The 11,721-nt window shown below is 70.0% G+C and carries 13 protein-coding genes; 1 reads left to right on the top strand and 12 read right to left on the bottom strand.

Annotated elements, in window-relative coordinates:
- Genes GVN67_RS00380 through GVN67_RS00355 form a run of 6 tightly spaced genes read right to left on the bottom strand, consistent with a single transcriptional unit; the run spans position 1 to position 4,706 of the window.
- Complete coding sequence (locus GVN67_RS00380; protein WP_159992268.1) at positions 1-582, bottom strand: hypothetical protein; 582 nt, start codon at positions 580-582, stop codon at positions 1-3.
- An 11-nt stretch (positions 583-593) separates the two neighbouring features.
- Positions 594-1,574: a hypothetical protein gene (locus tag GVN67_RS30415; protein WP_159992267.1), complete on the bottom strand. Its 981-nt coding sequence runs from the start codon at positions 1,572-1,574 to the stop codon at positions 594-596.
- Between the two features lies 1 nt (position 1,575).
- Positions 1,576-2,028 (bottom strand): hypothetical protein, encoded by a 453-nt coding sequence (locus tag GVN67_RS00370; RefSeq protein WP_159992266.1) that lies wholly within the window; start codon positions 2,026-2,028, stop codon positions 1,576-1,578.
- Positions 2,029-2,031: 3 nt separating this feature from the next.
- Positions 2,032-2,517: a hypothetical protein gene (locus tag GVN67_RS00365; protein ID WP_159992265.1), complete on the bottom strand. Its 486-nt coding sequence runs from the start codon at positions 2,515-2,517 to the stop codon at positions 2,032-2,034.
- 9 nt (positions 2,518-2,526) lie between these two features.
- Positions 2,527-3,597: a phage tail sheath C-terminal domain-containing protein gene (locus GVN67_RS00360; RefSeq protein WP_159992264.1), complete on the bottom strand. Its 1,071-nt coding sequence runs from the start codon at positions 3,595-3,597 to the stop codon at positions 2,527-2,529.
- A 20-nt stretch (positions 3,598-3,617) separates the two neighbouring features.
- Positions 3,618-4,706 (bottom strand): hypothetical protein, encoded by a 1,089-nt coding sequence (locus GVN67_RS00355; RefSeq protein ID WP_159992263.1) that lies wholly within the window; start codon positions 4,704-4,706, stop codon positions 3,618-3,620.
- 329 nt (positions 4,707-5,035) lie between these two features.
- On the opposite strand from GVN67_RS00355, the gene GVN67_RS00350 reads away from it, so the two are divergent.
- Positions 5,036-5,986 (top strand): LysR substrate-binding domain-containing protein, encoded by a 951-nt coding sequence (locus GVN67_RS00350; protein ID WP_159992262.1) that lies wholly within the window; start codon positions 5,036-5,038, stop codon positions 5,984-5,986.
- Here GVN67_RS00350 and GVN67_RS00345 read toward each other — a convergent pair.
- The 6 genes from GVN67_RS00345 to GVN67_RS00320 are packed head-to-tail and all read right to left on the bottom strand — an operon-like array spanning position 5,946 to position 11,608.
- On the bottom strand, positions 5,946-6,770 hold the full coding sequence (locus GVN67_RS00345; protein ID WP_159992261.1) for a M55 family metallopeptidase: 825 nt from the start codon (positions 6,768-6,770) through the stop codon (positions 5,946-5,948). The two genes, GVN67_RS00350 and GVN67_RS00345, sit on opposite strands and share 41 nt — an antisense overlap.
- Positions 6,771-6,773: 3 nt before the next feature.
- Positions 6,774-8,351, bottom strand: coding sequence for an ABC transporter substrate-binding protein (locus tag GVN67_RS00340; protein ID WP_159992260.1), 1,578 nt, complete (start codon positions 8,349-8,351; stop codon positions 6,774-6,776).
- Between the two features lie 29 nt (positions 8,352-8,380).
- On the bottom strand, positions 8,381-8,836 hold the full coding sequence (locus GVN67_RS00335; protein ID WP_159992259.1) for a GNAT family N-acetyltransferase: 456 nt from the start codon (positions 8,834-8,836) through the stop codon (positions 8,381-8,383).
- A complete protein-coding gene (locus GVN67_RS00330; protein ID WP_159992258.1) occupies positions 8,833-9,960 on the bottom strand; it encodes an FAD-binding oxidoreductase in 1,128 nt (375 codons plus the stop codon). Before GVN67_RS00330 ends, GVN67_RS00335 begins: the two co-directional genes overlap by 4 nt.
- A complete protein-coding gene (locus tag GVN67_RS00325) occupies positions 9,960-11,333 on the bottom strand; it encodes an NAD(P)/FAD-dependent oxidoreductase (RefSeq protein ID WP_159992257.1) in 1,374 nt (457 codons plus the stop codon). The genes GVN67_RS00330 and GVN67_RS00325 overlap by 1 nt, the downstream gene beginning before the upstream one ends.
- A complete protein-coding gene (locus tag GVN67_RS00320; protein WP_235034879.1) occupies positions 11,315-11,608 on the bottom strand; it encodes a (2Fe-2S)-binding protein in 294 nt (97 codons plus the stop codon). The genes GVN67_RS00325 and GVN67_RS00320 overlap by 19 nt, the downstream gene beginning before the upstream one ends.
- Between the last annotated feature and the right edge of the window lie 113 nt (positions 11,609-11,721).

Below are 11,721 nucleotides of genomic sequence, written 5' to 3'. Positions count from 1 at the left end.
TCAGCTGCCGCCGAAGAGAGCTTGCAACTTGCCACCGATCTCGCCGAGACGTCCGATGGCCGCCGCGGCTTCTTCTGTCGTGCCGCCCAGCAAGGCCGAAGGATCGGAGAAGTCGGGAAGATCGGCCAGGGCATCCAGCGCGTCGAGCGCCGAGGTCACGCCCTCGACCAGGGCACCGGCCTCGGCCAACAGATCGCCGGCGATGCCGCCAAAGGGATCGGGCGGCGGCGGCGGCGGTGGGCTCTCCCGCAGCCGCAGCCGATAGCCGAGCTCGCCAGGCCGATCTCCCCGCATCTCCAGCACCAGATGCTCGATCAGGACGTACTGGATATCGGTCGCCTCGGTGATGTCGGCGACGAAGGTCAGCGGCTCGCCCGCAGCGAATCGGCTTCTCGCCGCCTGCATGAAAGCGCCGGTCTCCTCTTCGGCGTAGAGCGAGCCTGCAATGTCGATGACGGCCGCCTCGGCATCGAGGTCCTGAAACAGGCTGCCGCGCCGGCCGGGAACCGGAAATTCGGCGAATTTCCGGGCTTCCTCGCTGCGCATCATGGCGATGCGCGGCACTTCCCAATCGCCCAGCATCGGAACGACGGTCATGTCAGCGACACTCCGTGGCGCCAGGCGGCTTCACGCAGCGAGTCGGCGTCGTCATCCAGACTCAACCGCCGCGACGGCGCAGCGGGCGGGGAGGCGGTTGGAAAGGTCGCAGCGATATCGGCGGGCATGGCGCGATCCACGCGGCCTGGCGACGGGCGCCGATCCTCCGAAGGACTGGAGACGGCGGCCGCTGATGCCTCTGCATCTTTGACGGAATGCAGCGCGGCGCGCGCAACCCGACTGTCCACCATCGCCTCGGGCTGCCGGCGCGCTTGCGCGCCGGCATCGATCTCTTCGGAGGCAGTCGCGTCGCTGGTCCCGTTCCGCTGCGCGTCAAAGCCAGGCGTCGCACGGGGCGGACCATCATCCGGACCGCGCTGCCGGCGAGAAGCCATTCGACGCTCGGCCAGGTCGGCGATTTGTGATCTCGCCGAAAGCCGGGGATGGCCATCCGCTGCCTTCTGCAGAAGGGGCCGTAGAGTCGGCACAGCTGCCGGATGATTTCGATCGCTGCTTCTCTCAACAGCAGGATCACCAGCGGCACCGTGTCGCGCCACCATGGGAACGCCTGCGCCGCGCTCAGGATCACGGACATCGCCGCGCCCCCCGCCCGCCGCGGCGGGCATCGGCGCGCCACGCGGCGACGGCGCCTCATCGTGACGGACCAAGGCAGGGCGCCGGTTCTGCACCGCCTGCTCCATCGACGGTGCTGGCGGCCCGGACAAGGCCGCGCGGGATGCCGGCAGCTTCACCTTCCTCGGCGCGCCGGCGGGGACCAGCCCCGTCGCCGGCCCCCGTGCCAGCAACGATGCCAGCACCTGGAAGTCCTGCTGGCGCACCAGCTCTTCCGGCAGTCCCGCGAAGTCCAACCCGCCATCGGCCCGATGCAACGCATGCAGCAGCCCCGTGGAAGGCCGGGCGATGCGACGCGCCAGGGCCATCGCCTGGCGCAGCTCGGCGGGAATGGCGTCGCGCATGTCAGGCTCCACCGCGCAGGGCCGCGACATGCAGCATGACCTCGCCCATGGTCAGCCGGCCGATCTCCTCGGGAGTCCAGCCCAGCTCACGGCTCAGCAGGATCGAGGCGCGGGCCAGGGGGTCCTGCAGCGCCTCCAGCACCTCCTCCTCCGTCGCGCTGATGCCACTGATGCGGTTGACCTCGCGCAGCAGGATCTGCATCAGCCCGGCCGGCAAGGCATTCACCTGCTCCAGGGTCAGGCTCGGCTCGACCATCGCCTGGCGCAGCATCAAGGCGGCCGCCAGCTCCTCATTGTCGCGCGAGGCGCGGGAGATCAGCTTCAGATCACGCACCGTCAGGGCGCGCAGCTGCACGACCCGATCGGCTTCCGCGCGACCGGGCAGCAGCCGCTCCGGCAGCGTCACCGCATGCAGCAGCGCGCCACCGGCCAGCAGATCCTCCGCGCTCAACACCGCTCAGCCCTCGGCGACGGTGATGTAGAGCGCCTGGAAGTCGACCTGCTCCATCAGGAAATCGTCCTCCGGCAAGGTGTAGACCCAGCTCTTCAGCTTGACGTCGTGCAGCGTCAGGATGTTGCTGGCGCCGCTCGCCGGATTGGCGATGCGCAGCGTCACGTTGAAGGCCGGATGCATCCAGTTGGCCGCGGGCCGGGTGCCCGACGCCTCGCCCAGCAGCAGGCCGAGCAGCGCGCCGTTCAGATAGGCACGGCCAAAGGTGCCCGACACCGTGACGTTGCCGGCGCGCAGCTGCGTGGCATAGCGTTGGCCGATCTCGTGATAGGCGCGGATCTCGCTGCGCACCTCGACCCGCGCATCGCGGACACGACCGACCGTCGTCAGCTGCTGCGCGTCGATCACCGCCTGCGCCGCCTCGCCCTCCTTGCCAGGTGGCGCCGAGAGCAGGATCGCGCCATCCGCGCCGGTATAGACATCGGTGTTCATGGCACGCTCCTATTGCAGAACGATGGTGACGGCGACGAAGTCGATGCTGAAGGTCGGTTGCAGCAGCACGTTGACGACCGCCCTGCCCTCGATCTCGTCGCGCCGCGTCGCCGTGACCTCGAGCTGATAGGCGGTGAGCTGCTCGTCGATCCGCATTGAGGTCAGGAAGCCATCGATGGCGCCGGCCAGCGCAGCCCGCACCCGCTCATTGTTCAGATTGCCGATGAAAGGATCGGAGGCCTTGCGGATGCCGGCCTTGGCGAAGTCGACGATGCGGCGCGTCGTCACCTGGGTGAAGCCGGCATTGTCGGTGGTCAATCCACGCACCACGCGGACACCGCCGCGCTGCTCCAGCGCCAGGGTGCGGTTCTGCGTCAGGCCGATGCGCTGCGCATAGGTGTAGCGCTGCGTCAGCCGCGTCACCCCCGGCAGCACCTTGTTCGTCGGGCTGACATGCGGCGCCAGGCTGGACAGCAACCCGGCCACCGGCCCGGCCATATACGTCCCGGCCAAGGCCAGGTCGGTATCGGGGTCGGCCGGGTTGAAGACGTAGTAGCCGGGCGCTGCGAAGATCACGCGGTCATCGGTCGGCGCCTGGTCCTCCACCGCCGCGGCATCGGCGCCATCGCCGCCGATCACCGCCATGATGTCGTGGCCGGCATTCTCCGCCGTCTCCAGGATCGGCGGCAGCACCGAGATCGCCTGGGCGGTGGTCAGATCCGGCGCCACCAGGATCTGCACATCCTCCTTCACCAGCTCGCCGAAGGCGGCCGTGTAGGCGGCCTGGTCGGCATTGTTGGCGACGCCGCGGGCGAAGACCGTGCGCGCGCCGTTGCGGTAGAGCTCGCCGAGCATGGCTGCGAGGTTGAGCGCGCCGCCGGTGACACTCGGCGCACCGAAGGCCGCCTCGACCTCGGCCGCCGTGGAGAGGGTCACCGTGGCGCCGCCCCCCGTCGCCGTCTTTCCGACGATGCCGATATTGCCTGCGGAGATGCCGCCGACACCGATCAGCCCCTCCGACCGGACCCGGATATAGGTCCCTGGCAGGACCAGATTTGCACTGACAAAGGTTTCCGCCACGAGGCCCTCCCGTTCCGATTCTAGAGGCGCGTCACACTGAGCCGCCCGAATCGCGCTTGCGCGTTGCGGCAGCAGAAGAAGCCGACGCCACCGGCCGATGGCAGCCCATCGTCGCGGCCGCTCAGCACGATGCGGTCGTCGATGCGCAGGGTCACCGCGCGGCCGACCACCAGCAATCCGATGCGCATCCACGTCGCCGGCGTGTAGCCCGCCGTGGTGGTCACGCCACCCTCGGCGAAGGCCTGGCCGGTGCCGCCTGAACGCCGCGCCAGGAGGCGCCAACTGCCCGGGCGATCCAGCAGGATGCTGCCGAAGCTGCCGGCGCCGCCGAAGCGGTAGACCAGGCCGATCGCGCCATCGCCATCGGACCGGATCTCGGCCTGCGCGGCAAAGTCGGCGAGCGGCCCGCCCGCCGCCGCGTCGCTCAGCAGCAGATAGGTGCCCTGCTGGCTGCCATCCGGCGTCGCGGCACCGGCACCGCGGCCAGAGCTCTGGCGGATCTCGCGCGAGGCCGCATGCCAGGACCAGGCGCCCGCCGGCCCGCCCACGGCGGCATCGACCACGGCGAAATCGGCCATCGGATCGCGCGCGAAGGCATTCGAATAGACACGCCGCGCGGACGGCCCCAGCGGCGCCGGCACCAGACCCTGCGCCACGTCCTCGATGACGCCATCACCGGTGTCGGGCGCCGGCCGGTGCTCGTAGAGCACGGCGAAGCGCAGATCCCGCCCGGCCGCCGGGACGATGCCGTCTGCCGCCGCCAGCGGCGGTTCGATCGACGCCGTCCGCTCCACCCTGAGGAAGCCCTGGCTGCGGAGGCTGATGGGATCGGCGCCGATGATGTCGGTCGCAGCCCTTTGCTCGACCGCCAGCAAAGCTGCGGGGTTGGCCGCGAAGATCCGCACCACCACCTGCGCCTCGATCTGCCGCGCGAAGCGCTCGGCGCGCGGCGCTGCATCGATGCCCACGAAGCCGCCCAGCCCCGCTGCGCGCAACCGCGTCGGCGTGACATGCACCTCGGGCGTGAAGGCCGGATCCTGCGGCGGCGTCAGCAGCGCGCCGATCTGGGCCGCCAGGGCACTAACCGCCGCGGCCACGCTGCCACTCACGGCGCGCCTCCTGGCCCGGTCCGACGGACGATCCCTCGTAGCATCCTGCGCTCCCCTCCCCCCTTGGCCCGGCATGGTCGACGGCCAAGGTTCGTTTCGACTGCAAGCTAGCGCCGCTTTTTGCTCTTCACGATGAGTAAACAATAATTTGATGATCGTTTCGGAAACCGTCTGGTTGTTTTGTTTTCCTGTACCGTGTCTCGCGACCGGTTCAAGAATAGGACGCTCTGCGCAGTGTCTTGATTTAAGCGGAGGGTCCAAGCCGGCGACGACGGCAAACGCCGCGTTCAGGCTTGCCAGCGGGCGGGCGCCCGCGCTACGGCCTTGCGATGAACGCCCGGCAGCTCGAGATCTTCCGCGCCATCATGCGCAGCGGCACGCTGACCTCGGCGGCGCAGCTGCTGAATGTCTCGCAGCCGGCGATCAGCAAGGTGCTGCGCCACCTGGAGGACCAGCTTGGCTACAAGCTGTTCGAGCGCGTCGGCGGCAGGCTGCATCCGACCGCGGAAGCGCAGCTGCTGTTCATCGATGCCGACCGCGTCTTCCGCGAGATCGAGACGGTGCGGGACCTCGCCATCCGCATCGGCGAGCGGCGCATCGGCCTGCTGCGCATCGGCGCCAGCGCGCCACCCAGCTTCGCCGTGCTGCCGGCGACCCTGACGGCCTTCCGCAAGCGCCACCCGGGTGTGAAGGTCATCCTGCGCACCCTGCCGGCCGAGGAGCTGGCAGAGAAGATCCTTGTCGGCGACATCGATCTCGGCCTGACCATGTCCTCGATCCGCGTGCCGATGGTGCAGGCGGAGCTGCTGACGACGACGCGCGTGGTGGCGCTGATGCAGGAGGATTCGCCGCTGGCGCGCAAGACCGTCGTCACGCCGGCCGACCTGGTCGACCAGGTGCTGATCTCCTACGGCTCGCATGCCGATGTCGGCGTGCCGCTCGATGCCGCCTATGAACGTGCCGGCCTGCCGCGCACCATCGGCATCGAGATTTCGCTGGCCATCTCCGCCCTGCCGCTGGTGCAGGCGGGGCTCGGCGTGGCGCTGGTCGATGGGCTGCTGCCCTGGACGCGCTTCCCCGGCGTCACCATCCGTCCCTTCGAGCCGCGCGTGCTGATGAGCCTGAGCCTGGTGACCTCCGGCATCCGCCCGGCGAGCCGCTTCGTGCGCGACATTTCGGACGATATCCGCGCGGCCATCGCGGCGCTGCCGGGCGAGGCTGCAGCGCCGGCCGCCGTGCCTACTTCTCGGTCGGATCGTAGCCGAGCGCGACGGACATGAAGTTCGAGGCGCCCGCCATGTCCGGCACCATGACGCGGATGGTGTAGCCGTCCAGCCGCTCGACCTGCGGCAACAGCGACAGCGTGTCGGCGGGCGGGCGGTGCTTGAACTCCACCTCCAGCGCGATCGGGCCGTCGATGCGAGAGGGCTTGAAATCGTCGATGCGGGCGATGGCGCGGCGCGCCATGGCATCGATTGCCTCATAGGCGGCGGCCGGCGTCAGGCTGCGCGCGGCCAGATGGCCATAGGCCCATTTCACCACGGCTGCCTCCACATCGCCGGCCAGGCCGCGCGTCTCCTCGACGAAGTGGGCGTCGCCGGAGATGCCGATCAGCGGCACGCCGAAGTGGCCCATCACCGGGTGGTAGAAGCCGGCCTCCGACACGGTCTTGCCGTTCAGCCGGACCTCGCGCACCACCAGGCTGCGCATGGTGTGGCCGAGCACGCCCGAGCGATGCGTGCTGCCGGTGTGCCAGCCGATGAAGAAGGCGCCGTCGAACTTTCCCTCGTCGACGCCCGCCACCATGCCAAGCGGCCGGCGCACGCCCTGCACCAGCTGCACCCGCTTCGGCAGGCGCTCGATCAGGATGTTCTGCGAATTGTAGTGGCTGTCGCAGGCGACAACCTCGTCCGCGCCCATGGCGAAGGCGGCCTCGGCGGCGGCGGCGACGCTGTCGGTCATCCAGCGCCGCGCCGCCTCGTAGTCGATGCCGGGCGGCAGGCTCTGCTGCCGGCTGACGACGCCGGCGATGCCTTCAATGTCGGCGGTGATATAGATCCGCATGGCTCAGCGCGCCTGATGCGCGAGGACAGCGCGGGTGTAGTCGTAGCCGCTGGCCTCATAGGTGACACCGCGCCGCGTCGCCCAGAAATTGGTCAGCTGGTAGAGCGGGATGATGGCGACATCGGTCATCGCCTCGGCCACCGCCTGGCGCTGCAGCGCCTCGCGCTGGTTGTCGTCCAGCGTCGACACCGCGCGCTGGATCAGCGCGTCCAGCGCCGGGTTGGAATAGCCGGAACGGTTGAAGCTGCCGGTGAGCTTCGCGCGATCGTTGCTGGCGATGACGCTGATCAACGGATGGCCGGCATGGCCCGGGCTGGCCCAGCCCCACATGCTGATCGGGAATTCCATGCGCGCCGAGCGCGGCGAATAGACCGACAGCGGCATGGTCTCGATCGTCGTCTGCACGCCGATGCGGGTCCACATCTGGCCGATGGCCTGGGCGGCGATCGGATCGGTCGGCCGCGCATTCTGCGACACCGGCAGCACCATGCGGAAGCCATCCGGATAGCCGGCCTCGGCCAGCAGCTTCTTCGCCGCATCCGGGTCGGCGGCGGGCACGGTGATGTCCGGGTTGTGCGCGAAAAGACCGGGCGGCAGGAACTGCGCAGCGGGTGTCGCGGTGTTCTGCATCACCCGCTCGGCCAGGCCCTCGCGGTTGATGGCGATGGACAGCGCCTGGCGCACGCGGCGGTCGCGCAGCGGATTCTCCGCCAACGGCTGGCCATCATTGCCGGTGATCATCGGCGCGACCGCGGCCGACTGGTTCGGCGCCAGATAGACCAGGCGCCAGCCCTGCGCGGAATAGACGGAGACCTTGGGATCGGTGCGGAAGCGCGGCAGGTCGTTGGGCGAAGGCAGGTCGATGATGTCGACGCTGCCCGACAGCAACGCCGCCGAGCGTGCGCCCGGATTGGGAATGTAGCGGAAGGTGACGCGGTCCCAATCCGGCTTCGGCCCCCACCAGGCCTCGTTGCGCACCAGCTCCGCCTCGGTGCCCGGCGAGAAGCGGCGCAGCACGAAGGGCCCGGTGCCGATCGCGGACTTCAGCGAGTTGTAGTCCTCGGTCGTCGCCGTCGCGCCGATGCTGTGCGAGACGATGCCCACCACTGAGAGGTCGATCGGCAGGCTCGGCGCCGGCCCATCGGTGTGCAGCCGCAGCGTCAGCGGATCGACGATCTCGACACGGCGGACGGCACGCACCTGGCCGGCATAGCTCGCCGTCGCATTCGGCACATTCGGCAGCCGCGCGAAGGTGAAGGCGACATCCTCGGCGGTGAAGGGCGTGCCATCGCTGAAGCGCACGCCGGGGCGCAGGCGGAACTCCCAGACGGTGTCCTCGATCGGCGTCCAGCTCAGCGCCAGGCCCGGCGCCAAGCTGGCATCGGGACGCCGGTCGGTCAGCGTGTCGAAGACATGGTAGGTCAGGGTCTGGGTCGAGGTGCCCTGGTTGAAGTGCGGATCGACCGAGGCGGGGGCTGCGCTGATGCCAAGGGTCAGCGAGCTCTGCGCCTGCGCCGGCAGGGCAACGCCGAGCAGCAGCGCCGCCAGCAGGGCAGGCTTGCGGAGAGGCTTCGACGTCATGCGCAGGCTCCTGGAAAGAACGGGAAGGATCATGGACGCCGCTTCTGCATATAGAGCGACGGGTCGGGGACGGGGCGAAAGCCGAGCGTCGCATAGACGCCATGCGCGTCGCGCGTCGCCAGCATCCAGTTGCGGATGGTTGTCAGGTCCGGATGCTCCAGCGCCGCCGCGCTGATCGCCCGGCCCAGCCCCTTGCCGCGATAGGCGTCGACGACGAAGACATCGCGCAGATAGGCGAAGGCCGCGCCATCGGTGACCACGCGCGCAAAGCCGGCGAGCGCGCCATCCGCGGCATAGGCGCCGAAGGCCAGCGAGCCGGCAATGGCGCGCTCCACCATGTCGCGCGCAATGCCCGGCGACCAATAGGCCTCGTCATGCAGGAAGCGGTGGATAGCGGCGAGGTCCAGCCGCGCACGGTCGGTCGAGATCAGGAAATCACCATGCCGGCGCTCGAAGATGCCGGATTCGAAGGCCAGCGGCGTCATGCGAAGCGCCCGATGTGGAAAGGCCCCAACGGCGTCGTGGTGCTGCCGGTCGCGATCAGCTCCGCCATCACCTCGCCGACGCCCGGACCGAGCTGGAATCCATGGCCGCAGAAGCCAAAGGCGTAGAACAGGCCAGGCACCTTGCCGCTTGGTCCCATCACCGGCCGGTCGTCGCGCAGATAGCCTTCGACGCCGCTCCAGGTGCGGATGATGCGCAACTGCCCGACCGCCGGCACCATGCGGCGCAGCTGCGCGAATTGCTGCAGCGTGATCTCCGGCATCACCTTGGCGCGGCGCGTGTCCAGATCGGCCGGGCCATGGCCGGTGCCGCCGAAGACGATGTTGCCGCGGGTCACCTGGCGCATGTAGATGACCTCGCCGATGGTCTTCGTCGTGACACCCAGCACCGGATGCAGCGCATAGGGCACCGGCTCGGTCACGCCCATCTGCGGGCCGCGCGCGATGATCGGCACCGGCTCGCCGAAGGCCTCGGCGATGCGTCCGCCCCAGGCACCCGCAGACACCTGCAGCACCGGCGCGCGCCAGATTTCCCCATCCGCGCTTTCCAGGCGGAAGCCATCGCTCTCGCGCTCGATGGCGATGACATCGCAATCCTCCACGATGCGCGCGCCGTCGCGCTTCGCCGCGCGGGCGAAGGCCGGCGCCACCAGCCGCGGATTGGCATGGCCATCCTCGACCGAGAAGGACCCGCCCAGCACTTCCGAGGACAGCCACGGGAAACGGTCGCGCGCCGCATTGCCGCCGATGATCTCGAGGTCGAGGCCGTAATCGCGGGCGCCGTCGCGATAGGCCTCCATCATCGCCACCTGCTCGGGATGATAGGCGACGCGCAGATGGCCGGTGGGCAGGAACTCGACATCCTCGCCCAGCAAGGTCGGCAGCCGCGACCATAGCAGGCGCGCGCGGTTCGCTAGCGGCAGCTGCGGCAGGAAACGGCCCTGGCGACGGACATTGCCGAAATTGACGCCGCTTGCCTGCTGGCCGCAGAGGCCGCGCTCCAGCAGCGTCACGGAAACCCCGCGCTGGCGCAGGAAGAAGGCGGTCGCCGCCCCCATCAGCCCGCCACCCAGGATCAGCACGTCGCTCTGGTTCACGCTCGCCATCACGGCGTCTCCAGCTCGATGGCGACGGGCAATGGCTTGACCGGCGCGGCGCTGCGGATGCGGCCGGCAGCCTGCATCGGCTCGCCGCGCGCGGCCGACAGGATCTCCGCCCCCGCGATACCGCAGAATCGGCCCTGGCACCGCCCCATGCCGACACGGGTGAAAGCCTTGGCGCGGTTCATCTCGGGCGCTTCCAGCGTGGTCGCGCCGCGGCGCAGCTGGCCAGCGGTGATCGCTTCGCAGCGGCAGACCAGCGTCTCGTCGGGCAATGCCGCGATGAGCTCGCCAGGCCAGGGAAAGGCGATGGCCAGGCCCTGGCGGAAACGCTCCATCCGCGCCAGGCCACGGCGCAGCGCCGCAGCGTCGACGCCCGCGGGCGCCGGCAATCCCAGATCCTGCAGCACCGCCAGCGCCGCGAGCCTGCCGCCGAGCTCAGCGCCATCGGCGCCGGCCAGCCGCACGCCATCGCCGGCCAGATAGACGCCGTCGACCGAGCTGCGGCCATCGACATCGATGCGCGGCAGCCATTGCCGGCTGACCGGGTCGAAATCGAAGGCGCAGCCGGCCAGGTCGGCCAATTGGCTTTCGGCGCGCAGATGCCAGCCCATGCCGACGGCATCGCCCTCCAGCCGCCGCTCGCGCCCGGTGGAGTCGCGGAAGACCACGCCGGTGACACGGCTTTCGCCCTCGATGCGCAGCGGCGTCACGCCGTGATGCACCGGCACCCCGGCGCGCTTCAGCCGCCACAGCAGCGCGGCACCCTTGACCAGCAGCGAGGGGCGCGAGGCCATCAGCGGCAGCGCCGCCCGGCGGGCCGAGGCCGGCGCCGTGTCCAGCACCGCGGCCACCGTGGCGCCCGCCTTCACGTATTGCGCCGCCACCAGATACAACAGCGGGCCGGAGCCCAGGAAGACCACGCGGCGACCGATGGCGCATGCCTGCGCCTTCAGCGCGATCTGCGCAGCGCCCAGGCTGAAGGCGCCGGGCCGCGTCCAGCCCGGGATCGGCAGCAGCCGGTCGGTCGCCCCTGTCGCCAGGATGATGCGGTCGAATTCCAACCGATGCGCGCGGCCACCACGCTCCACCTGTAGCGCGCCATCGCGCAGCTGCCAGGCCAGGCTTTGCGGCCAATGCTCGATGCGGCCGCGCAGCGCCGAGAACACACCATGCACCGCCCGCGCGCGCCCGGCCTCGGTGCCATACAACGCTTCGGCGCGACGGCGGAAACCGGCGGGCTGCCGGCGGTAGATCTGCCCGCCATTGTCCGCGGCTTCGTCGATCACCAGCGGGCGCAGGCCGGCGGCGACCAGCACCTCGGCGGCGCGGGTGCCCGCGGGCCCGGCGCCGACCACGATCACCCGAGGCGCGGCCATGGAACCTCCAGCGTCACGATGCGCAGCCCCGGCGTCACCGGCGTGCTGCAGGCGCGCAGCCGCGTGCCCTGCTCGGTCCAGACCCAGCAATCCTGGCAGGCGCCCATCAGGCAGAAGCCCGCGCGCGGCCCGTCGCCGAATTCCGACTGACGCAGAACAGCGCCATGCAGCAGCACGGCGGTCAGCACCGTGTCGCCCTCCAGCGCCGTCACCACCTGGCCGTCCACCGCCAGGGTGACGGCGGGTCGTGCCAATTCATCCAGCCGTTGCAGCAACGGCCCTGCCCCGCCCATCGCCATTCGCCCCGCAGAATTCCCGTACCAGGCGCAGCATCGGCCAGCAGCCGCCGCCCGGTCCAATCGCTTTCGCGCGGGAGAGCCAAACCTGA

This window comes from Roseomonas sp. 18066 (assembly GCF_902706185.1).
In the GTDB taxonomy this organism is placed as follows: domain Bacteria; phylum Pseudomonadota; class Alphaproteobacteria; order Acetobacterales; family Acetobacteraceae; genus Pseudoroseomonas.
This window is presented reverse-complemented; position numbering and strand designations above follow the sequence as displayed.